The sequence below is a fragment of the Stenotrophomonas maltophilia group sp. vghtpe118 genome (genome assembly GCF_052605195.1).
On record NZ_CP199672.1, the window covers coordinates 587229 to 611359 of the forward strand.

The window sequence follows — 24131 nt, forward strand, 5'->3', positions numbered from 1 at the left end:
CGTTCGCTCACGAGCCGTCCGGCAGGCCCTCCCGATAGCTGTCGATGAGCGCGGACAGGGACGCGAGAAGCGCCTGCAGCTCGGCTTCATCCACCGTGTCGTGCTCGCGCAGGCGGTGCTCCACAGCACCAAAGCGCTCACCTAGCGGACGCTCCCCCATCATCAACAGCACGCCCTTCAGGGAATGGACCTTGTCCAGCAGCGCGGCCTGCTGCCCTTCCCGCAGCGCGGCGGCAAGGACGTCAAGATCACGCGCGCCGCTTTCCACGAACAGGGCCCGAAGTTTCAGCGGCAGCCCCTCCCCCGCGGCCGACGGGGACGCCCTGCGGTTGCTGGGGGGAACATAGCGGGACAACGCCGCCGACAGCCGTTCCAGATCCAGGGGCTTGAGCAGCAGCCCATCGATGCCCGCCTGCCGGCAGCGCTCCCGCTCGCTGGCCAGTGCGGTTGCGGTGATCGCCAGGATCGGCACCTTATCCCCGCGTGCACGCAGCGCCTGGGCCAGCTCGTAGCCGTCCATCACCGGCATGTTGATGTCGGTCAGCACGACGTCCCAGCTGGCTGACGGCCACAGGCTCAGCGCGGCCTGGCCATCCTCGGCGGTGCCCACATGCCAGCCGAGCTCCTCCAGCTGCTGCTGGATCAGCTCGCGGTTCACCGGATTGTCCTCCACCAGCAGCACCCTTCCCCGTCCCGCCGGCGGCCGTGCCTGCGCGGCGACCGGCGATGGCGCTTCCGCTCCCATCGCATCCTGCAGCAACGCGCGCAGCAGCGCCCGGCTGGAATAGCTGGTGACGTGCACGCCATCAGGACGGCGTTCGGGGGCCAGGGGGCCGCTCGGGTACGCGCGCACCAACCGGGCGTGGAGGCTGCACAGCGCCTGCTCATCCTCCTCCGGCCATGCGCGGCGCTCGCCGAAAATCAACAGCGTTGTCGTTGCGGCATCGGTGGGCAGCGCGGCCGGACGATCAAGGACGGTCAACCCCGCGCCCCAGCGCTGCAGGACCTGCCCGATTTCCTGCCGCCACTCCGGCGCTGCGGAAAGCAGCGTCACGGTGGTGCCCGACAGCGGCTGGTCACCGCCATGCGGCGCATCGACAGGGTGAACCGGCACCTCCAGGGTGAACACGGTGCCGACACCCAGCGTACTTTCGGCCTGGATGCTGCCGCCCAGCAGATGCGCAAGTTGCCTGCACAGCGCCAACCCCAGCCCGCTGCCACCGTAACGCCGGGACACGCTGGCATCGCCCTGCTCGAAGGGACGGAACAGATGCGCAAGCTGCTCGTCGGACATGCCAATGCCGGAGTCCACGACCCGCAGCCGCAGCACGCTCTGGTTCGGCTGCAGGCAGTTCCCGAGCCCGGCGTGCAGCGTGATGCGTCCGGACTCGGTGAACTTCACCGCGTTGCTCAGCAGGTTGTTGATGATCTGCCGGATGCGATGCGCATCTGCCTGGTAGGCATCCTCAAGCTCGCCATCGATCATATAGAACAGCTTCACGCCCTTCTTGTGCGCCTCGGGCGCATACAGCAGCGTGGCCTGCTCGATCAGTTCACGAACGTTGAAGTGAGCCGGGTCGATATCCAACTGCCCGGCCTCGATCTTCGAGAAATCGAGCACATCACTGATGATCGCCATCAGTGAGTCCGCCGACAGCCGGATGCGCTGCACGCGCTCCTGCTGCGCAGGCTGCAACGGTGAGCGTGCCAGTAGTTCCAGATGGCCGAGGATGCCGTTGAGCGGTGTGCGGATTTCGTGACTCATGGTGGCGACGAAGGCGCTCTTCGCCCGGTTGGCCGCCTCCGCAGCGGCGCGGGCATCCTCGGAATCGCGACTGGCGCGCTCCAGGGTCTGCTGCAGTTCCATCTGCGCCGTGACATCACGCAGCGCGCAGACCCACACGGTCTGGTCGCGATAGCGTGCGATGGCCAACGCCACCTGAAGCTGGATCGGCGCTGCACCCGCGTCGTGCAGCGTCCAGTTGAACTCCTTGCGCGCACCGGGCAAGGCATGCGCCTGCTCTACCAGCGCGGCATAGAGCGCCGGGGTCGTCGAATAGCCCGCCGGCTGCGTCGCCAGTTCGCGTGCGACCTGGTTCTGCAGAAGGGTAGCACCATCATCGCAGCTGAGCAGTGCCAAGCCCACCGGCGCCGTGCCGATGATGGTCTGGCTGAGCGCTTCGCTTTCGTAGACGCGCGATGCCTCGGCCAGGGCCGGCGCCATGACCTTGCGCTCCACCCGCCAGAGCAGCAGCCAGAGCGCTGCGATGATCGACAGTGCCGTCAGCAGCCGCGCAACGATGGCCATCCCCTGGTCGCGCCACAGCGCGCTCCAGTCGTAAAGACGCGTGAAGCGCCAGTCCGTCCCTGACAGCCCCCCGCTTACCGCAAACAGATGCTGGAAGGACAGCCGTGTCACGTTGCGTGTGTCCTGCTGCGCCAGCAGCGGGCCGAGCGCATTGGCCTCCCGGCTGAGGGGGCCCTTTGCCAGCACCACTTCACCGGTGGGCCCGGTCAGCAGATAGCTGCCGGCGGCGGTCGCCTCCAGGCGCGAGCCGATGCTGCTGATCGGCTCGAAGGTGACCCGCCGGAAATAGGGCGTGGTGCCCTCGGCCAGGGTGAGAATGCCCACCAGCGAGGGCCGGCCATCCAGCGGGTTGCGGCCGAACAGCGAGGCCAGGCGATGGCCCCTAGCGGCGCTTTCCATCGGACCGGGGTCTGGAGATTGCAGCGGTGCTTGGCGCTCGATGCCCTTCAACAGTGCGAACGCCTGTGCCCGCGAATCTGCGCGCAGCCCCCGCAGCAGCTGCGCCTCGTCAACCACGCCGGGCAGTGCCATCAGCCGCGCCTGCGGGTCATAGCCATACACCATGGCCGGGCTGCTCCCCTGCATCGAACTGATCGCCGCAGTCGTGTACAGCGAGTACTGATAGATCATGCCCAGATAGGCTTCCAGCTCAGGCTGTGGCATCGGCCGCTCGGGATCGCCCAGCACCAGCCACGGCACCGATGCCGGACCTTCTGCCCGGACCACCGTTCGCATGTCCTGCGACAGGTAGTTGGCCACCATCGGCCGACCCAGGCGCCGCAGTTCTTCCCGCTGCCCGCTCCACATCACGTCGTTGGCGTTCACGCTTCCTGCATAGGCACGGTCACGTTGCACCAGGAAGTAATCGATCGCGCCGCGGGCCTCGAAGAACTTCTGGCGCTCGCGGTCATGGAATTCGCCCACGCCGGCAAAAATGCTCACCGCTGTGGTCAACAGCACCAGCAACGTGATCAGCCCCCCTCCCCCTAACAGCAGCCGGCGCTGTGAACGGTGGAGTGCCTGCAACGGGGCGGAAGGCAAGTCAGGCGAGGCCGGAGGCATGGCATTCCCGCGCACGGGCAAGGGGGTGGCCATGAATCTAGTGCATGCCCCTTTCCACCGCCAGTGTCGGCACGCCCCGCTGCGAGGAAACCAGCAGGGCCTGCAGCAGGCCATCACTGGAATAGCAGGACACGCGCCACGCATTTCCCCGCACCTGCGGCTTCAGCGGACCGTCGGCAGATACCAGGATCACCCGCCGCCGTCCCGCCCGCGACGCCACTTCCGTCCGCGCGGGACTTCTCTCGAATGCAACGAGCGGAACGTGCGCCTCCCAGTGTTCGGCGGGCCAGGCGTCGGCCTCGCTCACGATGATCACGGTGGCGCCCCAGCGTTCAAGCCGGCGCCGCAGCTCGTCCCGCCACCCGCTGGCCGAGGAACTCAGGAGCACCGAGCGGTCAGCCAAGGGCAGCGTCCCGGCAGCCGGAACCGCCTGGACCGGTATGCAGAAGGTGAAGACACTGCCGACGCCGGGCGTGCTGCTGGCATGGATGGTGCCCCCCATGCAGCTGCTCAGTTCACGGCACAGTGAAAGCCCCAGCCCAGACCCGCCAAAACGGGTGATGATGCTGGCGTCCGCCTGCACATAGGGCTGGAAGAGCCTTGCCATCTGCGTCTCCGTCATGCCGATGCCGGAGTCGATGACCTGCAGCTGCAGCTGGGAACCGTCCGTATCGGGCACCCAGTCAGCCCTCAGTTCGACACGACCGGACGGGGTGAACTTCACTGCATTGCTGACCAGGTTGCGCAGGACCTGCTCGACGCGTGCCTGCGGCCCGACCAGCCTGGCCGGCACTGCATCATCGACCATGACGTCCAATACCAGGCCCTTTGCTTCGGCCAGTGGCGAGAACAGCAGCGCGACCCGCTCCAGCAGCGTCACCGGTTCGAAGGTCTCCGCAACCAGGTCCAGGTGCCCGGATTCCGCGCGGGAGAAATCCAGCACGTCGTTGATGATCTGCAGCAGCGAGTCCGCAGCCTGGGTAATCCGCCGAAGCCGTGCCTGCTGGTTGTCGTCCAGCGCAGAGCGGCCGAGCAACTCCAGGTGACCCAGGATGCCATGCAACGGCGTGCGGATCTCGTGGCTCATGGCCGCCAGGAAGCGGCTCTTTGCGCGGCTGGCGGCCTCCGCCGACTCGCGCGCCTGCTTCTGCTGCTGCTCCAGTTCGATTCGCGCACTCAAGTCGCGCACGGCGCACAGCAGTACCATGCGCCCTTGATAGCTGGCACTGGTCGCCCCCACCAGCAGCACGACAGGCGCCTGGCCCTGGGGATCCGGCACCGACACCTCGAACTCGGCGATGGTGGTATCAGGCAGCAGCAGGATCGCCGAGGCCTGGTCGACCATGCGGGCATAGAGCATGGCGCCGCGTCGCTCGGCGGCGGCGGCGAGCTGACGCATCATGTCGTTCTGCACCACCGGGTCACCGCTGTGGCGATCGAGCAGGCACAGTCCCACCGGTGACAGCTGGATCAACGCGCGGCTGAGCTGTTCGCCCTGGTAAACGCGCGCGGCGCGTGCCAGCGCGGGCCCGAAGGCGCGCCAATGCAGCCAGGCCAGCAGCGTCCAAAGACCCAGCAACAGGCCGAACGCCAACGACGCGGCGGCGATGTACAGGCGTTGCCCATCGGCAATGACATCGGCGATGCAGTACGTGCTGACCAGTGCCCAGTCAGCCTCCTCGATACGGACCACCTGGAAGAAGCGCAGCCCTTGGCGGAAGGTGGCCAGCGTGCGCCCCTTCTGCTCCGCGTCCAGAAGATGCCGGGTCACCTCGCCCAGATCCAGCGCTTTGGGGCTGCCGGTGCCCGCCACCACGCGGCCGTCGCCAGTCAGCACGAACGACACGCCACCGTCGGCGATACGCATTGCCCGGGACAGCGGTGCCGTTGATTCCAGCGTGACGAACGTACCGATCACCGTGGCACCGTCACGCGCCACCAGGGCACTGGCGATCGCCGGAGCCCCCGACACCGGATGGCGCACCAGTTCCATCCGGGTGGCGTGCGTGCCATACGCCTCCGCGTCGTCGACGCCGGTGCGGGACAGCGCCGCGAGCCGACCGATGAGCTGCGCACGGTCCTTTTCTCCCGTGGCCGACAGAAGATGCTGTTCGCTCATGCCCTCGCCCAGTACCAGCAGCTGGCCGCGCGGATCAAGAAAGAAGCTCGACTCCGATTCGCTGGACCGGCCGCCGGCGCCGCCCAGCCGGCGGATGATCGACAGCGAGTGCGCCAGCATGAGATAGCGATCCAGACGGTCAACGGGCCAGGCATCGGTGCCGGCACCCAGCACCGTCTGCGGCACGCTCTCGGTGCCAGCGGTCATGACGGCCCGCTGTCCGGCACGCAGATAGTTGGCACGGTCCACTTCCAGCGTCCGCGCATCATTGTCCGGGCGATGCCGCCAGGCGTACTCGGCCATGCTCAACAGCCGAAGGTGGGCCGCATCCGACGCCGCCAAGTGGGCCTCGACGATGGCACGGCTGCGCTGCAGCGCTTCCGACCGCCGCGCCGCAAAGCCATCTGCGTGGAACAGCGCCAGCGCGATCAGCCCGGCCACGATAGCGATGCTGAGCAGGCAGCCGCCGCCCAGCAGCACGCCGCGCTGGTACTTGCGGAGCGCAGCGAGGTCGCAATCGTCGGTAGCATCAGGCGAGGCGTCCTGGCGCAGGTGTGCGGAGCGGAAGAAACGGAACATTGTTGCTGTGGATGCGCCCGCCAAGGAACATGCGGGCCATACCGGAGAAAGTGAAAGGGAGCGGCCACCCTATCGGCCCCTGGCAGACAGCCACATAGGACGCGGCTGACTTTCTGCCGCGCTGTGGCGCAACGCGGCCGCACGGCTGGCGTGGGTGCGTGGACGTCCGTGTCACGCTTCGGATCCCCCGCGGAATGGGCGTCGTCCGATGGGCTACCGCACCACGCTGGCTGACGATACGCGTTCGACCCTCTTTATTTCCCAGGCATCTCCATGGCAGATCTTTCCCGACACACCCTCATCTACACCGAGTACGGCCACTGGAATGTCATGCGCGGCCGTCAGCTGCTTGGCGGCCGTACCTGCCTCGCAGAGGCGCTGGCCCTCCTGGACTACTTCCACCGGCTGCAACGGGCCGAAGCGCTGCATTCACCCGCGCAGCCGGGAGCGGATCGATGAGTGCCGTGCCAACGCTGCTGGTGAGTGTCCTGGCATCCGCCCACCATGGCTGGAGCCGGTGGCGCAACCGCATGCTTGCCGCCGTCGACCACGATGCCGTCATCGCCAACGTGAGTGACGGTGGCGGGCTCAGCCCGCGCTTCACGTTCATGGCAGTGATGTCCTGCGGTATCGCGATCCTGGGGCTGCTTCAGTCCTCCGGGGCCGTCGTGATCGGTGCGATGCTGATCTCGCCGCTGATGGGCCCCATCGTGCAGCTGGGTTTTTCGCTGTGCGTGGTCGATTTCCGGATGATGGGCCGTGCACTGCTTGCGCTGCTTGTGGGCATGGCGCTGGCGCTGCTGACCGCCATGTGCATCGTATGGCTGTCGCCGCTACGCGAGGCGACCAGTGAGATCCTTGCACGCACGCAGCCCACCCTGTTCGACCTGCTGGTGGCGCTGCTGTCAGGGCTGGCCGGCGGCTACGCAGTGATTACCCGAAAGGGAGAGGCCATTGTGGGCGTTGCGATTGCTACCGCCCTGATGCCGCCGTTGGCAGTGGTCGCGTTTGGGCTGGCGACGGGCGACGTGCGCGTGGCCGGGGGCGCGATGTTCCTTTTCATGACCAACCTGCTGGCGATTGCCCTCAGCGTGACACTGATTGCCAAGTGGTACAGGTTCGGGATGGAGAACTCACCTCGCCACACCGCCTGGCAGGCGGGGGTGATCGCCACCACGTTCATTCTGCTAGCGCTGCCACTGGGACTGGCCCTGCGCGAGATCGGGCAGCAGACTTGGGCTGCAAACCAGGCCCGCGCCGTGGTTACCCGGTACCTGGGCGATCGCCGTGCGTCGATTGAACACATGTCCGTAGTGCGTGCCGAGCATCGCTATGTCATCGAGGTGGTGGCGCTGGTCCCGGCCTATATCAACAATGCCCAGACCAATCTGGAAGGACGGCTGTCCGCGCGGCTGGCGGCTCCGGTATCCCTTCGCGTCAGACAGACCCTGGAGGCCAACGAGGACGAACTGCGCAACCGGGCAGATATCGATGGCCTGCGGCTCAACGTTGCCAGCCTGTCCGCCGAGACGAGGGCGCTTCGTGTCGAGATGGATGAGATCGTGGCGGAACGCTCACGCGTGCTGCGCGAGGAGAGCGCTGCGCAGGAGCAGGGCCAAGGATCGCACAGCGCGGACAGTCTCCGCTAGCGAGGCGCCGCTGCGCGCAGCAGCCCTGTCCTGCGCCTGAAACGCGAGGGGACGGCCCCGGGTGCCGTCCCCCACCCGCGTGATCAGTTGTACGTCATGGTTACCGTGATCGGTCGGCTGACCGTACCGGCCGATACCGTTGCGCGGCTCTGCACGAAGCGTGCGCGGAATGCGTGCGTCGCCGCAGCCGTGGCCATCTGGGCCGTTCCGCCAGGTGCGACGCGGGCCCCGCTGCTGGTGTACTGCAGCTCGATGCCGATGCCAGGCACACCCTGGAACAGCTGGGCATTGCTGGTGTCGGCGTTGCCATCGAAACGCAACGCGACCCGGGTCACCAGCGGGTCACACTGGCTGACCACAACATTCACTGGCTGGAAGGGCGAGGCATATGCGCCGGTAAACAGTGTTGCCTGATAGGTGCCAAGACTGACGTCGGCCACAGCGATGCGGCAGACACCCGGCAGAATGGTGCCGGTGACGTTGAACGTGGTGGTCGTCTGCGCGGCCGCGTGGCCAGCAGCGAACATTGAGGTCAGCGCCAGTAGGATGGGACGCAGGCGGAGGGCGACAGTGCACATCAGCTGCAGCCTCAGTTGTAGGTGAGCGAAACGGTGATGGGACGCGTCACGCGGCCTGCGCCAACCGTCGTGGCGGACTGCCGGAAGCGCGCACGGAAGGGATACACACCGGCGGCGGTCGCATACTGGGTATTTCCACCCGGTGCAATCGGCACGTTGACGGCACCGACCACGCGTACCAGTTCGATGCCCACGCCGGAAACCCCCTGGAACAGTGACGCGTTGCCGCTGTCGGCTGCACCGGTAAAGGTCATGGCCACCCGCAGCACCTGCGCGTCGCAGTCGCTGACGGTGCCACTGAAATCAATATAGGCCGTGGCATAGCTGCCGGTGAACAATGACGCCTGATGGGACCCCAGATCCACATCGGGGAACGCGACCTTGCAGACGCCTGGCAGGATTTCACCGGACATCGTGAAAACCTGGCTGTCCTGCGCGTGCACTGTGGCAGCGCAAAGCAACAAGCTCAGGGAGAGAAGCGGACGGGACATGGGAGACCTCAGTTGTAGGTGACCTGGACAGTGATGGGGGTACGGACCGCGCCTGCAGTGACATTGCCGGTGCGGACCAGTAGCGCGCCGAGTGCGCGCTGGCCTGCGGCATCGCCGCCGGTGGGCCAGTCAAACGCGGGCTGGTTGGGTGCGTAGAGCGTGCCGGTGGCACTCTGCAGGCGGATGGCCAGCCCCTGCACGCCGCCCGTCGGCGGAATGGCGAAATAGCTGGCGTTGCTGCTGTCGGCGGCGCCGACGAAGCGGACGTGCAGGGTTCGCAGGTCATCGGTGCAGTTCTTGCGCTCCAGCACGAAGGCAACGGCAGGTGACTGCGTGCTGGTGGTGAAGTACGTTGCCTGGAACGTGCCCAGATCGACGTCCTGCACGCTCAGCTGGCAGGTCCCGGCCAGGAACCTGCCGGTGAAGCGGACGGTGAGGTCCGCCGCCGCCACCGGCAGGGCGGCCCCGCACAGCAGCGCCAGCAGCAGCCATCGTGCGTGCATGTCAGTAGTACTCCAGGGTAATGGTGGCGGCACCGTTCGCCTGTCCCGATGACGCGGCAGCGGCGTAGCGGGTATAGCGCGCACGCAGCATCAGCGTGTAGGACGCGTTGTTGGTTTCGCTTAACGCCAGCCCGGAATCACGCATGTTGCCAAAGCCTACCGACTCGTCGGCCGCGGTCCCGATCTGGATACCGATGCCGGTCGCCGTGGTATTCACGCCGTCGCTCTGCGGCATCATCACCGAGCGCGCGCTATCCGCCACGGCCGTGACCGGATCCACGCGGAAGCGGACGGTGTTGTCGACGCGCCCATTGGCCGTCTGTACCGTTCCGGTGGTGAGGTTGCCGCGGTAGCGGCCATAGAACGCCGGGCAATTGCTCAGCATTACTGGTACGTTGACCCATTGTGTCCCGCTGCCCACGGTGGGAATCTCCGTCACGCGGTGATCGCCTAGATTCACGGATACATCTGCAGTGGTGCAGGTGCGGGCAACGATGGACAGCGAGCCCTGCACCAGGCCGTTCCAGAGCTGGAGTGCGCTGTTGGCGCCGGTCATGCGGTATTCGAAGCGCGGCAGGTTCGCACCTGTGACCGTGCCGGCCGTTATCGGTCCGGTCTTGATCAGGCTGACGTCAAAGGATTGAACGGGCCAGATCACCGTGCCCGTAACGACCTCTACGGACGTAGATATCGGGAATGGGCTACCGTTGAACCAGACTGCCACGCCGACGCCGGGGAGGTTCGTGTTGTATACGGTTCCGTAGCGCGCGTCTGCGTAGCCCGAAGGCCCGTACGGGAGCGCGGTGTACTGGCGGATGCGATCGGCCCTGCCCGGTGTGCAGTAGATCTCGTTGGTGGGCCCGGCGTAATACGTGGCCCGATAGATTTCGGTGCCGACCTGCACATCCGGACCGACGGTGATGCTGCCACTGAGGTTGGCGATGTTGGTGAGCGTGGTGGTGCCGGCGTTGAAGCGACAGTTCTGCGCAAGCGCAGGCGCTGCGGCAATCAACAGGACAAGCGCGATCAATCGCGCGACCAGAGGCAAGCGAATCACGGTGCGTTCTCCTGGAAGGTGGTGGTAATCCGGCGCGCGGGCGGCGCGTCACCGTTGGCATGGACGACCGGCGATCGGCATTGCGCGCTGAGCACGGCGTACTGGCCGCTGACAGGGCCGTCGGGAATCTGCACGTCCACCACGCACTGGTGGTCGGCGCCCTCGCCCCATTGCACCTGCACCGGCCCGGACGACTGAAGGCCACTGAGCAGCAGGCGGCTACCCTGCCCCACCACGCCGACCGTGGCGCCGCTGGCATCGGTGGCCTGCGCGCCGAACGGCAGCGGGCGCCCATCTTCGGTCTGCGTGTCGACCATCAGCCCACGGCTGGCGCGCGTACTGAAATCGAGCTTCACCAGCGCACCGGCACGCGGCGCCACCGCGCGTGCGGTTTCCTGCAGCTCCAAGCTGTAGCCGGCCCCCTTGGGGTCGAGCGAAATCGTGTTCAGCTGGTACGGCGTCAGGTACGGCACCACCGCAAACCCGCGACTGTCCACGCGCGATCCGCCGCTATTCTCCACCCGCATTCCCGCCGCGCCGGGCGCGTGCACCAGCGCGACCGTGTCGCCCAGCGGCGGCGACAGGGTCAGCCCACCCGCGTGGAGCACCAGCCCGCCCGACGCGCCAAGGCCCATTTGGGTATAGCCGGGGCCCCGGCTGAGATTGGCCGCCAACTGGCCGCGGCCGCCGCGATAGCCGCCGTTGACGTCCAGGGCGTTGCCACCACCGATACGCGCCAGAGACACGCCGTAATTGACTCGGTCGTCGCGGACCCACAGCCCGCTGGCCGACAGCTGCGTGGAAGGATCGGCGTTGTCGCTGCGGGTCTGGGTGACATTGAGCTGTGGCGCACGGGGCGTGCTCCCCAGGGGCACCGACAGCATCAGCATCAGGCGATTGTCAGCCCGCGCCATCTGTGGGCGCGGCGCCGCATCCGCGCCGGGAATACGATCCTGCAGGAAGCCCGGCATGAAATCGATCGAATCGCGCGTGCGCTGGAAGTTCAGGCTGTAGCTCAGCGACTTCCACTGGTTGCTGTAGCCCACGCTCAGGTCAAGCTGGCGGCCAGCCGTGTTCCAGAAGTCGCGCCGCGTCCCGATGACGAACAGCTGGCCTCCGCGCTCCCCCAGTCGCTGGTTGACGCTCAGGTCCATGCGGTTGCGCTGGCGCGCCACCGCGTCGATGCCAAGATCACGTGCCTGTGCGTCACGCAGGCTGGCCCAGTCGCGCACGCTCACGTAGCCACGCGTTGCATAGCGGTAGGCCGCGATGGCAAACGAGGTGCCGGTGCTGGCGATGCTTCGATTGTAGGCCACGCGGAAGCTGCTGCCGGACAGCTCGGGCAGGCCGCGTACACGGGCCTGTGACAACGACGCATCCATTGCCAGCGCGCCGAATCGTGTATTGACCGCGCTGCCGGCCAGCACCGAGTGGTAGTTGTCGCCCACCACGGCGCCGCCGTAGGCGCTGACCACATTGGACAGGCCGCGCTGGTACTGCAGCTGCAGGACGTCCGGCGCATCGAGCAGCGAGGCCTCGGCAACACGACCGGCCGCTACCGACCACCGTGACTGACCCGGACGCAGCAGTTGCGGCACCGCCGAGTACGGCAGCGTGAACCGCCGTGAGCGGCCGTCGGCTTCGACGACTTCCACGTCGAGATCGCCGGCATACCCGGTCGGGAACAGGTCGTTGATCTCGAACGGTCCAGGCGCAACGCTGGTTTCCAGCAGGACGTTGCCACGCTGGCGCACGATCACCCGAGCGTTGGTCTCGGCGATGCCACGCACTACCGGTGCGAAACCGCGCTGTGACTGCGGCAGCATGCGGTCGTCGCTGCCCAGGCGGGCGCCACGCAGGCGCACGCTCTCGAACAGGTCGCCGGCAGTGGACGTGTCGCCGACCATCAGCTGCGCCTTCCACGGCACGATGTCGTGCATCAGGTAGGCGGCCGCTGACCGGTAACGCTGCGGCTGGCTGCCACCGTGCGTCATCGCGCCCTGATGCACCAGCTGCCAGCCCGCCACGCGGCCCGAGGCGTTCAGGCCAAGGAACCCGGAGTAGGTCGGGGCAGCGCCATTGCTGTAGCGATAGACGCTGGCGTTGTAGCCCAGCGACAGCGCCGCCACGCCGGCATCCCACTCGCTGGGGTCGACATAGCCCCGCGCCTCGCTGCGCAGGTACAGCTGCGGCACCTGCAGGTCCAGGGTCTGGTTGCCTGCATCGAAGGACGCCGTGGCACCGGGCACGCGCTCGCCCAGGTCACCACAGAAGGGTTCGTCCGGCCAAGCCAGGGCCGGCTGCCGGGCCTGGTCGGCGTGCAGGCGCTCCGGCGCGATGCCGTAGCGCTTCAGCGCGGCCGGGTCCAGGCACAGCCGCGAGACGCCATCCACCTCGCGGTAGACAATGTCCGCACGCGCTTGCCACTGGCCGTTCAGACGCACGTCCCCCCGGTAGGTACCAGGCGCAACGTAGTCTTCCTGCGAGAACCGCTGCAGGTCCAGGCGCGAGGATGCCCCCACCGGCAGGAACGCGGCGTCGAACTCAACATCGTCCGGGCTTTCGTTGCTGGCGCTCGCGACGGCCGGGGCAAACAGGATGGCGGCCACCACACCCGGCAGGCGGGCGCGCTGGAACTGGCGGGCGCCGGCGGCCGGCGCCCGGGAGCGGGCGTTCATGATGGATTCTCCGGCGGTGCGGTGCGCGGCTCAGGGCTGCAACACGGCCTCGGTGGGAACCAGCGCGCCGAAGTCATTAATGACCGTAACGGCAGCCTTCAGCTGGCCCGACGGGCGCGCGCGCAGATCCTTCAGCGGGAACTCCGCCTGTGAGAACGGCGCGACCATGCCGCCGCCCTGCCCGCCCTGTTCCTGTCCGCCGACATTGAGGCTGACGTTGGCAAAGTTGATGTGGAACGGGGTCGGATTTTCGGCACGCAGAACCAGACCCTCCTTCCCGGTGTGCAGGGTCCAGCGCAGCTTCTGGTAAGCCAGCACCGGCTCCCCTGCCAGGTTCGACGGCCTGTAGAAAACCTTGATGCGGGTGCGGAAGGCGAACTGCAGGATGTTGGCGCTGGCAGTGCCATTCTTCGGGGGGATTTCCAGCATGTTCAACCAGTAAAGCGTTTCCCGGTCGGCCGGCAGGCCCGCGCCGGTGAACATGATGCGGGTGGTCTGCTGCTTCTTCGGGTCTAGGCGGAACACCGGTGGCGCGACCACGAAGGGGGCTTTGGCGGTATCCGGCGTGGACTGGTCATCGCCATCATCCAGCCAGACCTGGACCAGCGTCGCGCGCTCGCCTTCATTAATGAACTTGAGCGTGACTTCCTTGTCCTGCGCGGGATAGACCACGCGGGTACCGCCGATCACGACCGACGCATGGGCCACCGGTGAAGCCAGCGCGACGAGCGACAGCAATGCAGCAGCGATGATGCGATGGAGGGCGTTCATGGGTCACCTCGGAACGGGAAAGGAAGGAGGCCGCCAGCGCCTGCCGGCGACCTCCCGCGATCAGTTGTAGACAACCTTGTAGTTGACGTACGACTGCACGAAGCCCGGGGCCGCAGCGCCACCGTTGGCGACGTACTGGCTGGCCATGTCGATCGTGGCGGTGTTGTTGGTGATCGTCACCGGATCGGTCTTGAACGACGGATCGCGCAGGTCGACCACGGCGTTCTTGTACTTCACCTGGATCTGGGTGTTGGCTGCCGGCGCGTTGGCTTCCTGGTTGCGCAGGTTGCCGTTGCTCGCGTCGACCTGGCCGGCAGCCGGGTCGAAGTACAGCTCGGCGACCTTGCCATCCAGGCACGTGCCCTGGCCGGGGCCACCGATGATCAGCTGGAACGGGTGTTCACCGGCAACGTCGCCGGCTGCTGCCAGCTGGTTGGCCTGCACCGCGCTCATCGGAACGGTGACGTTGGTGGTGCCGATGGCGCCGGCGCCACCGGAAATGGTGCAGGTCAGGTCGGTGACTTCGCCGGTGAACTCGATGGTGCCCGAGCCATAGGACTGGGCGCTGGCCGCCGAAGCGGCCAGCAGCAGGCTTGCAGCGGAAGCGATCGGAATGAGCTTCATGATGGTGGTGTTCTTCTTCACAGATGTGATCCGCACGCGGGCGGCAAGAAACCACCGCCGCCGAAGCGGCGGTGGCCGGGGACGGATCGGACACTTGGGGAGAAGGTCCTGTCCGGCCAGCCGGTGCACGGCTGGCGGAGAGAATCCTAGGTAAGGCCCCCGGAGCGCTCTATCGGACTGCGCCTAGATTTGCCGCGCATGATTGTTAAGGGCCAACCACGAAACACGTGGACTGGCTCCCGTACGGCACAGGTCCACGACAGGGGTACGGTTGTAGCCGTGATAACGAGCCCTTATCGCGACTGAACTGGTTTGGCAGGCAGAACGGATTTTTGCGCAATCTCCAGCCTACTCACGTCGTCCACTGGCATAAGAACTGCAGCTTTCTGTACCGGGTCCCAAAGTACATAGCTATCACCCAAACGCCCCACTAGGCCCAGGCCGCCTTGCACCTTCTCATCAATAGTCACATTGACCGTGTACTTGCTGGCGCCAGAAGTGATCGCCTTGGCGCGCTCGAAGCCAAGCCAGTTTGACGAGATCGGGACATAGACAATCATCACGAGCGCATAGACCAGCCACGGCGAGTCCTTCACGGCGGCCGGCAACACTGGGGACAGGCGTACTGCCATTGCACATATGCCCGTCAGCGCCACACCTATCAAAACGGGCCAGGCATTGGTCCACCAAAGCAAGGCACCCATTCCAACAAGACAAAGAGCCAGGGTCAGCCACATCAGCAGATTGGCTTGGGACGGCGTCGCTGTCACCTCCCCCTCAACCCACCCTCCAAACAGCAGCGCAATCAGAATAAGGAACAACACCATGCCGATCCCCGCAAGCCCTGCCAGTGCAAGCTCACTCACCGCAACAAACTGAAAAGGATCCAGGCCGAAGTGACCCCAGTAAGCCTTCAGATAGAAAGCCCCTTGCACCAAGCCAAACGTAACCAGCGCCGAACCCCACCCCGCAACATCGGCCATGGTTAGCGTCTTCTGCGTACGTTCCATGTATCCCCTTCCGTCAATGCAGCCCCGCCACATAGTGGCATGCAGCGCTCGACCCTGCAGAACTCATCCTATTAACGTGACGCGTCACGCTCGATCGCTGCCACTCCATTGGCGCCCTACCCCTCCCCGACTATAGTTCCACCCCTCACAAGGACGAGGCGGCACACATGCCCTATATCGGAATCGGACTCCACGTACTGGCGGCCATCTACTTCGCGGTGCACGCCATCCGCTCGGGCCAGAACCTCTACTGGCTCATCCTGCTCTTCTCGTTCCCACTGCTCGGCAGCGTCGTCTACTTCCTGGCGATCTACTTCCCGGAAGTCCGCCACTCGCGGGGCGCCCGACAGGTCGTCCGTTCCGCCAAGCAGCTCATGGACCCGGGCCAGGACCTTCGCAACGCCCGTGCCGAACTGGCGCGCACGCCCACCGTGCAGAACCGGGTTCGCCTGGGCATGACGCTGCTGGATGCCGGCCAGGCGGAGGAAGCCAGAACCCTGCTGGAGCAGGCAGCCAGTTCGCCGCTGGGCGACGATGCCTACATCCTGACCGGCCTTGCCCGTGCCCGCCTCGATTCCGGGCAGCCCGAGCTTGCGGTGGAGACGCTGGACGGCCTGTTCGCACGCCACCCGGACGTGCGCCGCAAGCCGGAACAGACCCTGCTGTACGCGCAGGCACTGGCAACCGCGCAAGCCCCCGGAGCCCGCGCCGCATTCGAGCGCGCCCTGGAATGCGGAAACGACGCGGCCGCCCGCTGCCTCTACGCCGAATGGCTGATGGCGCAGCCGCAACCCGACGATCGCGAGCAAGCCCGCAGCCTGTTCGCCAGCATCATCGACGATGCCCAGCACTGGTCGCGCCACGCGCGCAGCCACAATGCCGCATGGCTGGAGCGAACCAAGGCGGCGTTGAAGGGCCACTGACGACCCGGCAGCAGGTGGCGGGCTCGAACACCTGCACTTCCAGGGAACTATCGCAGCGGGCCTAGCGCGAGCCCGGCCTGGGGAAGAGCAGCTTGGGGGTTCCGATAAACAGCAGCCATGCCCCCAGGGCCGCTCCGTAGGCGAGCACCGTTCCCACAAGGAATGTGCCGAATAGGCTGCCGGTGAACACCTGATACAGCCCTTTGCCGCGACCTGCAGCGCTGCCTCCAACAGTCAGCACGATGACCGGCAGCATGATCATTCCGCTGCAGAGGATCAGGGAGAACGCGCCCAGCAACCAGCGCTTGAGTGGCGGGTTCCATGGCATGGGATAGCCTGCGAGCAGTCGCCTCATCCAAAGAAACAGTACTGGAAAGGCGATCAGGTACATCAATGCCACATACAACCAGGTTCGAGAATCAGCGCTGCCCGCCTCGAAGATGGCTCGCGGGTATACCCCTGTGCGATAGAGCGTTTCTGCGCTTGCCGCCAGCGCCGCGCTAATGATCATCGCAGGCTTGAACAGGCGCGACACCTTGCCCCATTGCGCGTTGCGTAGTTGCTGCCCGTCAGTCATGCCAGACATGAAAACCTTTTTGGGCGGATGCGTCCATGAGGTACCAAGGGGCATTGTGCAGATGATTCGCCACATGGTGACATGCAGCGCCTTATTTCGCGGATTTCACGTATTAACGTGACGCGTCACACGCAATCGGAAGCGCATTGCTGGACAGGCATGTCGCATCTGCCTTGCTCACAGCCCCACCGGGCGGATGCCGACAGCGCGCAGAGCTGCACCACCGACATGGCCGATAGCGTTGCAGCGCAAGGCTCCAGCTTCGTTTCGTCGTATACAACGATTCTGAAAATGTTGAATGTGGTGACGGCATCAGCCTTACTGCATTGGCATCGCGCACAGCCGGGCGTATTCCTTTGCGTGCCACCGAAAACAGGTGGCCGGGATTCGAAACCCCGGTAGTTCGCTGAAGTAAACGCTTGCCAGCCGGCATCACCCTGTGTGGTGCCGGCTGGCAATCCGTCGGCCGGCTATGGCGGGCGGTGCGTGGGGGCCTTGTGCCCGCCGGTTCAGCGAACGCCGGGTTTCGAACCACGCATCGTCCGCCACCTTTATCGGTGGCGGCTTCTGCATGCACGCAAGGAGCCCCGCCATGACCCAGCCCCACTCCCCTGCCCCGCATCCGATCCACGACGCGCCTGCGAATGGCCCTGCGCTGGACCCGAACACCCTCATCGCCCTGCTGCACAGCATCGGCTCTGGCGTCGCCTCCGATGGCCAGCCGTGGCCTGAACGCCATCAGATGCCCGGTAGACGCATCGCCTTGGCGGATACCGATTGCTCGCTGGCCGGGCTTCGCGTGGTCCTGAAGATTCTGCTGGCCGCGCAGCGCGCCCGCGAAAATGGCGAGCTGGAGCAGTACGTTGGCCCGCGCGTGATGGAGGGGCTGATCATGGCCGGAATCGGCCTTACCGCACACGCCAGTACCCGACTGCATCCGGAGGGCTGAGTGGCCTGGTGGCGCTGGGCGGCCACCGCGCTCTGTCTTGTGGTGGTGGTTGCGGCACAGACGCAGTGGCTGGCACCGCCCAAGCCCTCGCCTATCGGTTTCCACAGCATCCCCGGCGATCGCTTTCTGCAGTTGCGCCGCCAAGCCATGCAGTTCGTGGAGGCTCGGCCACGACAGGGCTTCCAGTTCGTTGAGCGGCATCGAGATGCCGAGTTCCAGGTTCATTGCCGAGGCATACCCGTGCTGTGGCTGGAGAGGCGCCCGCAACATCTGCTGTTGCAGGTCTCACTGGACGCGAGGCAGCGGGCGCCTGCCGTTATGCGGTTGCGGGCGTTCCTCGAATGGCAGTTGGAGCCGTTGGATTACCTGGAGCAGGTACTGGCTGGCGTGCCGGAGCCTGTTCTGTTGGATCGGGTGCTGCAGATTCTTGCTGGTGATGTGCCTGATGGGGCGCGATGTGGCGTGCCGTAGTCGAGCATGGCTCGACTCTACAGGGCTGCGGGCAGCGAGGGTTCGGGGTCCGGCTCTGCCGCTAGTCATCTGCTTGACGGGCGTTGGCACCGTGATCGTGCGACTCGACCTCGGCATCGATCCAGCCCGCATCGCGCGCACGCGCAAGATCTTCTGGCGTATCGATATCCAGGCCCAGTGCCGGTGCCTTTAGGACATGCACCGTATCGGCAGGAAGTTGCCGCAGGCGCGCTCCGAAGCCGCGGTCAGCGCTTGCACCCACTTGATTGAACCATGGGTGCGGCACTACTGCAGGAATGCCAAGCGCGCCTCCATGACGGGTGCCAGCGCACCCTGACGCCGAGGCGCGGGCACCCGAAAGCAGCGCCTGCAGATGGGAGCGCTCGATTGCGGGCTGGTCGCATGCCACGACCATCACCGCAGTCACCGTGGGCAGCAGGTGTGCGCTGGCAACCTGCAGGCTGCTCGCCAGGCCGCGTTCCCAGTGCTGGTTGGTTACCGGGGTGGCATCCAGGCCGGCAATGCTGGATGTCACGGCCTGTGCGTTCGCGCCCACCACGACCAGGACCTGCGCTGGCGCGAGCTCCCGCGCCAACCGCACCACGCGATGTACCAGGGTCTCGCCCTGCCGGGTCAGAAGCTGCTTGGGCTGGCCAAGTCGGGTGCTCCCGCCGGCAGCCAGCACGACGACCGCATGCGCGTCGGTCACCTGCCGTGCGCGCTTCGCCATTGCTGCAGCTGCGCGGCGATGCTGAGCGAAATCGCCTCTGGCCCTCGGCCGCCGATGTCCAGGCCGACAGGTGATCGAAGTCTCGGGGAAAGGCGGTGGCGCTGATCCGGTGTCAGCAACTTGAACAGGTCCTCGCGCCTTCGCCGCGGACCCAGCAGTCCAATGAACATAACTTTGGTATCAGCCAGGGCCACCAGCGCCTCCCGGTCCAGTTCGAAATCGTGATGCATCACCAGTACCGCGTCGCACGGGTCGCCATGAAGGGCCTCGGCCGGGCTGGTCTGAAGATGCGCATCTGCGCACTGCCCGGCTGAGGCCCAGCGCGCTCGCCGTTCGGCCACGCTGACCCGCCACCCCAGGCCCCGCAGCAACGGAACCAGGAGGGGCGTTTCGGGACCGCCCCCCAACACCAAGGCCCGCGGAAACCGGGGCAACGGCAAACGCCACGCACCCTCGCCAAAGGGCTGCGTACCCTCCATCGGATGCAGCTGCCACGCCTGCTCGTGATGGCCGGCACGGAAAATGACCTGCCCCGACGTGCGAAGGTCGCGCTGGAGTGACACACCCTCGCGCAACCAAGCCTCGATCACGGCGTCGATGCCGGCCATGGCACGCAATGGCAGGAGCGCAATCCGCAGCCGGCCGCGGCACCCGAGCGCGGACCCACTCAACAGATCGTCGTCACTGCGGGTGTCGATCTCGATCCAGTCGACCCGGCCTGCAGCGCTCACCTGCTCCGCGCGTCGCGCGAGCTCGGGCTCCAGGCATCCGCCGCTCAGCCAGCCGACCTGGCTGCCGTTGCAGAACAGCACCATGTCGCCGGCACCGGCGTAGGTGGAGCCATCGGTTTCCAGCACCAGCGCGAGCACGGCGTACTCCCCCGCGCGCACGCGCGTCAATGCCGTCTCGAGTACGCCGCGCGGGCTGCCTTCGGCGAGGAAGCCCGGCGCTGCCGACAGGTCCTCGGCAAGATCGCCGGGCTCCCCTCCGCCTGCGGCGGAGACCTCCAGAGTGGTCGAGGCTGCGGGTCGGTCCATGCGCACCGTCAGCCTACGTCGGGCAAGCCGGGCAGCAGCTTGTCCAGGGTAATGGGATAGTTGCGCACGCGCACGCCGGTTGCGTTGTAGACCGCATTGGCGATCGCGGCGCCGACCCCGCAGATGCCCAGTTCACCCACACCCTTGGCCTTCATCGGCGAGATCACCGGATCCAGCGTGTCGAGGAAGACCACTTCCTGGTACGGGATGTCGGCGTGCACGGGAACCTCGTAGCCGGCCAGGTCGTGGTTGATGAACAAGCCAAGCCGTTTGTCGACCACCAGCTCCTCCATCAGGGTCGCGCCCGCGCCCATCACCATCCCGCCGATGACCTGGCTGCGCGCAGAGAGCGGATTGAGGATCCGCCCGCCATCGCATACGGCAAGCATGCGGCGGATGCGCGTCTCTCCCGTGTAGGCATGCACGGCAACCTCGCAGAAATGCCCTGCATAGGTGCCCACGTCATAGCCTTGCTTGAAGTCGCCGAAGGCAATGCCGTCCTCCGCCGACAGTGTCCCCGCCTCTGCCAGCTTGATCGTCCGCCCACCCGCCTGGATGCGGCCATTGGCGAAGTCTGCGGTGTCGCCGTCGAAGCCCAGTTTCTCGCCCACCTTGCGGCGCAGGCTGACGCACGCCGCGTACACGCCTGCGGTGGAGCTTGCCGCGCCCCACTGGCCGCCGGAACCGGCGGAGGCGGGATGACGGGAGTCGCCGAGGGTCACCTGGACCCGCTCCAGCGGCACGCCCATGGTTTCGGCTGCCGTCTGCGCGATGATTGTGTAGGAGCCGGTGCCAATGTCGGTCATGTCGGTCTCGACAATCACTCCGCCCTGGCCGTCAAGCCTGACCCGCGCCGCCGACTTCATTGTCGGTGCACCGCGATAGCCCGCAGATACGCCCATGCCGATCAGCCAGTCCCCTTCCCTGACCTGCGCCGGCCTGGGGTTGCGCTTGTTCCAGTTGAAGCGCTCCGCGCCTTCGCGCAGGCAGCGCACCAGGTTGCGGTCGGAGAACTTCTTGGACGGATCGCCGGGTACCACCTCGGGCTCGTTGAGGATGCGGAACGCGATCGGGTCGAGGCCCAGCTTCTCGGCCATTTCGTCCATCGCCACTTCCAGCGCCATGTGGCCGGGTGCTTCGCCCGGTGCGCGCATCGCATTGCCTTCGGGCATGTCGAGCGTGGCGATGTAATTGGCCACCAGGCGGTTGGCGCCTGCATAGAGCTTGGGCGTCTGCAGGGTGCCGTTCTCGCCGTCCTCACCGTTGATGTTGCCCGACCAGTTCTCATGGGCGATGGCGGAGATCCGGCCATCCTTTCCGCAGCCGATCCGCACGCGCTGGAGGGTGGCGTGCCGGTGCGTGGTGTTGTTGGGCATCAACGGGCGCTGCAGTGCGATCTTCACCGGCCGCCCGACCTGCTTGGCCGCCAGCGCGGCCAGCACCGCGTCGGCACGGATGAACAGCTTGCCGCCGAAGCCGCCGCCGATATAGGGCGAGTCCACGCGCACCTTGGCAGGATCGATGCCGAGGATCGCCGCCATGCCCTGCCTGGCCCAGTCGATCATCTGGTTCGCCGTCCATAGCGTGAGCGTGTCGCCCTCCCAGGCGGCGATGGTGGCGTGCGGCTCCATCATCGAATGACTTTCGTCGGAGGTGTGGTAGGTCTCGTCGAGCTTGACCGCCGCGCTCGCGTAAGCGGTGTCGAAATCGCCGAGCGTCTGCCGGTCGGGCTTGCCACCGCGCCCCTTTGCCAGCGGCGCGGACGGCGCCAAGGCTGGGAAATCGAAGCGGCCCTTGCCGCGCTCGTAGCGGGTGCGGATCAGCGCCGCGGCGGCGCGGGCCTGCTCGAAGGTCTCTGCCACCACGCAGGCGATGGCCTGGTGGTAGTGGGCCACCTCGGCTCCGCCGAACAACGGTGCATTGTTCCAGTTCGATGTGCCGACCGGCTTGGTTTCCGGTGCGGTGATGACCGCCAGTACGCCGGGCGCGGCACGTGCGCGGGAGGCATCCATCGAAATGATGCGCCCCTTGCCGATGCCCGCACCGACGATGTAGCCGTAGGCCTGGTTCGGCGCCACGTCATGGCGCTCGTAGGCATAGGGGGCGGTACCGGTGGTCTTGCGTGGGCCGTCGATGCGCGGCGTCGACTTGCCGACCACCTTGGCCTTGTCAAACAGGTTGTCGCCGGCGGGGGCGTTGAATTCAAGGGGCATCAGCGCTCTCCTTCCACCAGCACCGCTGCTAGGGTGCGCTCGGCGAGCGCGATCTTGAACGCGTTCTCCCGCGTCGGACGGGCACCGGCGAACACCTGCCGGGTCGCGGCCTTTACGCCATTGCGCAGCAGCGGTTCGGCTGCCTCGACGCGCCACGGTTTCGGCGCGACCCCACCGAAGGCGAACCGCGCCGAGCCGTCACGCTGCACGACCGCGGCGACCGACACCAGCGCGAACGCATAGGACGCGCGGTCACGTACCTTGTGGTACACGTGCCGACCGCCCAGGGGTTGTGGCAGCGTGACGTGGGTGATCAGCTCACCGCGCTGCAGCACGTTGTCCTGCTGCGGCCTGTCGCCGGGGGAACGATGGAAATCGGCAATCGGGATGCTGCGCGTACTGCCGTCACCCCTGACGGTCTGGATCGAGGCGTCCAGCACCCGCAGGGCCACCGCCATGTCGCCCGGATAGGTCGCGATGCAGCTGTCCGAGGTGCCGATCACGCCCATCTGCCGGGAGAACCCCTCGAGTGCGCCGCAGCCGGATCCGGGCAGGCGCTTGTTGCAAGGCAGATTGGGGTCGTAGAAATATGGGCAGCGCGTGCGCTGCAGCAGGTTGCCGCCGGTGGTGGCTTTGTTGCGCAACTGCCCGGAGGCACCTGCCACGATCGCGCGGGTCAGCACCGCGTAGTCGCGGCGCACGCGCTCATGCGAGGCCAGTGCGGTATTGGTGACCAGCGTGCCGATGCGCAGGCCGCCCTCGTCGGTGGGTTCAATCCTGTCCAGGCCGATGTCCTGCACATCGACCAGATGCGCTGGCGTCTCGACCTCCAGCTTCATCAGGTCGAGCAGGTTGGTCCCTCCGGCCAGGAACTTCGCGCCCTCGGTACCGGCGACGGCCTTGGCGGCCTCGGCCGGGGATTTCGCGCGTTCGTAACTGAAGGCCCTCATGCGCGCCTCCCTGCAGAGGTGACGCCAGCGACCTCTGCCATCGCCTCGGCAATATTGGAATAGGCGCCGCAGCGGCAGAGGTTGCCGCTCATGCGTTCGCGCATTTCCATGTTGGTGGCCCGGGGCCGTGCGCTGATGTCCGCCTGTACATGGCTGGGCACACCCCGCTTGATCTCGTCCAGGACCGCCACCGCCGAACAGATCTGCCCCGGCGTGCAATACCCGCACTGGTAGCCATCATGCTTGATGAAGGCGGCCTGCATCGGATGCAGGTCATCGGGAGTTCCGAGGCCTTCGATGGTGGTGATGGCATCGCCCTGGTGCTGTACCGCCAGGCTGAGGCAGGCATTGATGCGCTCACCGTTGACCAGCACGGTACAGGCACCGCATTGACCGTGGTCGCAGCCCTTCTTGGTCCCGGTCAGCTTCAGATGTTCGCGCAGGGCATCGAGCAGCGTGGTCCGGGTGTCGAGCTCAAGCTCCCGCCGCCCGCCGTTGACGGTCAAGGCCACCGTGCTGATGACCGGCGGCCTGGGCGGCGGGGGCGCCGCCAGTTCGGCGGCGAGCGATGATGCCCCCGGTGCGGCGGACATCGCCACGGTCGTGACGCCGCCGGCGATCACCTGGCGACGCGTCAACTTCATTCCTTCATCACAACTTGGCACAGTGACCTCCTGGCGTTCGGGGAAACCCCGTGGCTGGATGGACGCGCTCACACTACCGAAGGGCCACTATGCCCATCTGCGGGGTACAGATCTGTGAAGTCGGCGAAATGTACGAACCCGCCAAGGCAGTCAGCCTGAGTGCCCAGAAGAACATGTTGTAGCAAGTCCGAAGAAATCGACTGCATCC

At 66.4% G+C, this 24131-nt stretch carries 21 protein-coding genes; 5 read left to right on the top strand and 16 right to left on the bottom strand.

Features of this window, described 5'->3' with window-relative positions; genetic code table 11:
* Nucleotides 1-7: 7 nt before the first annotated feature.
* Nucleotides 8-3484 (bottom strand): response regulator, encoded by a 3477-nt coding sequence (locus tag ACUDTM_RS02770; RefSeq protein ID WP_445391464.1) that lies wholly within the window; start codon nucleotides 3482-3484, stop codon nucleotides 8-10.
* Nucleotides 3408-6068, bottom strand: coding sequence for an ATP-binding protein (locus tag ACUDTM_RS02775; protein WP_111007719.1), 2661 nt, complete (start codon nucleotides 6066-6068; stop codon nucleotides 3408-3410). Before ACUDTM_RS02775 ends, ACUDTM_RS02770 begins: the two co-directional genes overlap by 77 nt.
* A gap of 273 nt (nucleotides 6069-6341) precedes the next feature.
* On the opposite strand from ACUDTM_RS02775, the gene ACUDTM_RS02780 reads away from it, so the two are divergent.
* Entirely contained in the window at nucleotides 6342-6527 is a 186-nt protein-coding gene (locus ACUDTM_RS02780; protein WP_172412152.1) for a hypothetical protein, read from the top strand.
* Nucleotides 6524-7717, top strand: coding sequence for a TIGR00341 family protein (locus tag ACUDTM_RS02785; RefSeq protein ID WP_172412151.1), 1194 nt, complete (start codon nucleotides 6524-6526; stop codon nucleotides 7715-7717). The genes ACUDTM_RS02780 and ACUDTM_RS02785 overlap by 4 nt, the downstream gene beginning before the upstream one ends.
* An 83-nt stretch (nucleotides 7718-7800) precedes the next feature.
* On the opposite strand, the gene ACUDTM_RS02790 is transcribed toward ACUDTM_RS02785, so the two are convergent.
* The 8 genes from ACUDTM_RS02790 to ACUDTM_RS02825 form a co-directional block, all read right to left on the bottom strand.
* Nucleotides 7801-8244 carry a fimbrial protein gene (locus ACUDTM_RS02790; RefSeq protein WP_088497467.1) on the bottom strand — a complete coding sequence of 148 codons (444 nt, stop codon included), beginning with the start codon at nucleotides 8242-8244 and terminating at the stop codon, nucleotides 7801-7803.
* Nucleotides 8245-8306: 62 nt separating this feature from the next.
* Nucleotides 8307-8786, bottom strand: coding sequence for a fimbrial protein (locus ACUDTM_RS02795; protein ID WP_143592548.1), 480 nt, complete (start codon nucleotides 8784-8786; stop codon nucleotides 8307-8309).
* 8 nt (nucleotides 8787-8794) lie between these two features.
* Nucleotides 8795-9289: a fimbrial protein gene (locus ACUDTM_RS02800; RefSeq protein ID WP_088497465.1), complete on the bottom strand. Its 495-nt coding sequence runs from the start codon at nucleotides 9287-9289 to the stop codon at nucleotides 8795-8797.
* Between the two features lies 1 nt (nucleotide 9290).
* The gene (locus tag ACUDTM_RS02805) at nucleotides 9291-10346 is read right to left on the bottom strand and encodes a fimbrial protein (RefSeq protein ID WP_445391120.1); all 1056 of its coding nucleotides are present in this window, start codon (nucleotides 10344-10346) and stop codon (nucleotides 9291-9293) included.
* Nucleotides 10343-13024, bottom strand: coding sequence for a fimbria/pilus outer membrane usher protein (locus ACUDTM_RS02810; RefSeq protein WP_088497463.1), 2682 nt, complete (start codon nucleotides 13022-13024; stop codon nucleotides 10343-10345). Before ACUDTM_RS02810 ends, ACUDTM_RS02805 begins: the two co-directional genes overlap by 4 nt.
* Before the next feature lie 30 nt (nucleotides 13025-13054).
* Nucleotides 13055-13795 carry a fimbrial biogenesis chaperone gene (locus ACUDTM_RS02815; protein WP_088497462.1) on the bottom strand — a complete coding sequence of 247 codons (741 nt, stop codon included), beginning with the start codon at nucleotides 13793-13795 and terminating at the stop codon, nucleotides 13055-13057.
* Nucleotides 13796-13855: 60 nt separating this feature from the next.
* Nucleotides 13856-14440: a fimbrial protein gene (locus ACUDTM_RS02820; protein WP_088476134.1), complete on the bottom strand. Its 585-nt coding sequence runs from the start codon at nucleotides 14438-14440 to the stop codon at nucleotides 13856-13858.
* A gap of 272 nt (nucleotides 14441-14712) precedes the next feature.
* The gene (locus tag ACUDTM_RS02825; RefSeq protein ID WP_445391121.1) at nucleotides 14713-15429 is read right to left on the bottom strand and encodes a hypothetical protein; all 717 of its coding nucleotides are present in this window, start codon (nucleotides 15427-15429) and stop codon (nucleotides 14713-14715) included.
* 167 nt (nucleotides 15430-15596) lie between these two features.
* Between ACUDTM_RS02825 and ACUDTM_RS02830 the strand changes: the two genes are divergently transcribed.
* Entirely contained in the window at nucleotides 15597-16352 is a 756-nt protein-coding gene (locus ACUDTM_RS02830; protein WP_445391122.1) for a tetratricopeptide repeat protein, read from the top strand.
* 61 nt (nucleotides 16353-16413) lie between these two features.
* Here the strand turns inward: ACUDTM_RS02830 and ACUDTM_RS02835 are convergent, their stop codons facing one another.
* Nucleotides 16414-16938 carry a transporter gene (locus ACUDTM_RS02835; protein ID WP_088497459.1) on the bottom strand — a complete coding sequence of 175 codons (525 nt, stop codon included), beginning with the start codon at nucleotides 16936-16938 and terminating at the stop codon, nucleotides 16414-16416.
* A 583-nt stretch (nucleotides 16939-17521) separates the two neighbouring features.
* On the opposite strand from ACUDTM_RS02835, the gene ACUDTM_RS02840 reads away from it, so the two are divergent.
* Together ACUDTM_RS02840 and ACUDTM_RS02845 are read left to right on the top strand one after the other, a co-directional pair.
* Entirely contained in the window at nucleotides 17522-17878 is a 357-nt protein-coding gene (locus ACUDTM_RS02840) for a hypothetical protein (RefSeq protein ID WP_445391123.1), read from the top strand.
* On the top strand, nucleotides 17879-18349 hold the full coding sequence (locus tag ACUDTM_RS02845; RefSeq protein WP_445391124.1) for a hypothetical protein: 471 nt from the start codon (nucleotides 17879-17881) through the stop codon (nucleotides 18347-18349). It begins immediately after the preceding gene.
* Between the two features lie 61 nt (nucleotides 18350-18410).
* Here ACUDTM_RS02845 and ACUDTM_RS02850 read toward each other — a convergent pair whose 3' ends face one another.
* Genes ACUDTM_RS02850 through paoA form a run of 5 tightly spaced genes read right to left on the bottom strand, consistent with a single transcriptional unit; the run spans nucleotide 18411 to nucleotide 23923 of the window.
* The gene (locus ACUDTM_RS02850; RefSeq protein ID WP_445391125.1) at nucleotides 18411-19079 is read right to left on the bottom strand and encodes a nucleotidyltransferase family protein; all 669 of its coding nucleotides are present in this window, start codon (nucleotides 19077-19079) and stop codon (nucleotides 18411-18413) included.
* Nucleotides 19055-20116, bottom strand: a complete 1062-nt coding sequence (locus tag ACUDTM_RS02855) for an XdhC family protein (protein ID WP_445391126.1) — start codon at nucleotides 20114-20116, stop codon at nucleotides 19055-19057. Before ACUDTM_RS02855 ends, ACUDTM_RS02850 begins: the two co-directional genes overlap by 25 nt.
* Before the next feature lie 8 nt (nucleotides 20117-20124).
* Nucleotides 20125-22329 carry an aldehyde oxidoreductase molybdenum-binding subunit PaoC gene (gene paoC / locus ACUDTM_RS02860; RefSeq protein ID WP_445391127.1) on the bottom strand — a complete coding sequence of 735 codons (2205 nt, stop codon included), beginning with the start codon at nucleotides 22327-22329 and terminating at the stop codon, nucleotides 20125-20127.
* Complete coding sequence (locus tag ACUDTM_RS02865; protein WP_445391128.1) at nucleotides 22329-23279, bottom strand: FAD binding domain-containing protein; 951 nt, start codon at nucleotides 23277-23279, stop codon at nucleotides 22329-22331. Before ACUDTM_RS02865 ends, paoC begins: the two co-directional genes overlap by 1 nt.
* Nucleotides 23276-23923 carry an aldehyde dehydrogenase iron-sulfur subunit PaoA gene (gene paoA / locus ACUDTM_RS02870; RefSeq protein ID WP_445391465.1) on the bottom strand — a complete coding sequence of 216 codons (648 nt, stop codon included), beginning with the start codon at nucleotides 23921-23923 and terminating at the stop codon, nucleotides 23276-23278. Before paoA ends, ACUDTM_RS02865 begins: the two co-directional genes overlap by 4 nt.
* Nucleotides 23924-24131 lie beyond the last annotated feature (208 nt).

Bases quoted from the DNA above. Each gene is read 5' to 3' on its own strand.
- ACUDTM_RS02770 (WP_445391464.1), bottom strand. From the start codon at position 3,484: ATGGCCTGCTGCAGGCCCTGCTGGTTTCCTCGCAGCGGGGCGTGCCGA.
- ACUDTM_RS02775 (WP_111007719.1), bottom strand. From the start codon at position 6,068: ATGTTCCGTTTCTTCCGCTCCGCACACCTGCGCCAGGACGCCTCGCCT.
- ACUDTM_RS02780 (WP_172412152.1), top strand. From the start codon at position 6,342: ATGGCAGATCTTTCCCGACACACCCTCATCTACACCGAGTACGGCCAC.
- ACUDTM_RS02785 (WP_172412151.1), top strand. From the start codon at position 6,524: ATGAGTGCCGTGCCAACGCTGCTGGTGAGTGTCCTGGCATCCGCCCAC.
- ACUDTM_RS02790 (WP_088497467.1), bottom strand. From the start codon at position 8,244: ATGTTCGCTGCTGGCCACGCGGCCGCGCAGACGACCACCACGTTCAAC.
- ACUDTM_RS02795 (WP_143592548.1), bottom strand. From the start codon at position 8,786: ATGTCCCGTCCGCTTCTCTCCCTGAGCTTGTTGCTTTGCGCTGCCACA.
- ACUDTM_RS02800 (WP_088497465.1), bottom strand. From the start codon at position 9,289: ATGCACGCACGATGGCTGCTGCTGGCGCTGCTGTGCGGGGCCGCCCTG.
- ACUDTM_RS02810 (WP_088497463.1), bottom strand. From the start codon at position 13,024: ATGAACGCCCGCTCCCGGGCGCCGGCCGCCGGCGCCCGCCAGTTCCAG.
- ACUDTM_RS02815 (WP_088497462.1), bottom strand. From the start codon at position 13,795: ATGAACGCCCTCCATCGCATCATCGCTGCTGCATTGCTGTCGCTCGTC.
- ACUDTM_RS02825 (WP_445391121.1), bottom strand. From the start codon at position 15,429: ATGGAACGTACGCAGAAGACGCTAACCATGGCCGATGTTGCGGGGTGG.
- ACUDTM_RS02830 (WP_445391122.1), top strand. From the start codon at position 15,597: ATGCCCTATATCGGAATCGGACTCCACGTACTGGCGGCCATCTACTTC.
- ACUDTM_RS02835 (WP_088497459.1), bottom strand. From the start codon at position 16,938: ATGTCTGGCATGACTGACGGGCAGCAACTACGCAACGCGCAATGGGGC.
- ACUDTM_RS02840 (WP_445391123.1), top strand. From the start codon at position 17,522: ATGACCCAGCCCCACTCCCCTGCCCCGCATCCGATCCACGACGCGCCT.
- ACUDTM_RS02850 (WP_445391125.1), bottom strand. From the start codon at position 19,079: ATGGCGAAGCGCGCACGGCAGGTGACCGACGCGCATGCGGTCGTCGTG.
- ACUDTM_RS02855 (WP_445391126.1), bottom strand. From the start codon at position 20,116: ATGGACCGACCCGCAGCCTCGACCACTCTGGAGGTCTCCGCCGCAGGC.
- paoC (WP_445391127.1), bottom strand. From the start codon at position 22,329: ATGCCCCTTGAATTCAACGCCCCCGCCGGCGACAACCTGTTTGACAAG.
- ACUDTM_RS02865 (WP_445391128.1), bottom strand. From the start codon at position 23,279: ATGAGGGCCTTCAGTTACGAACGCGCGAAATCCCCGGCCGAGGCCGCC.
- paoA (WP_445391465.1), bottom strand. From the start codon at position 23,923: ATGAAGTTGACGCGTCGCCAGGTGATCGCCGGCGGCGTCACGACCGTG.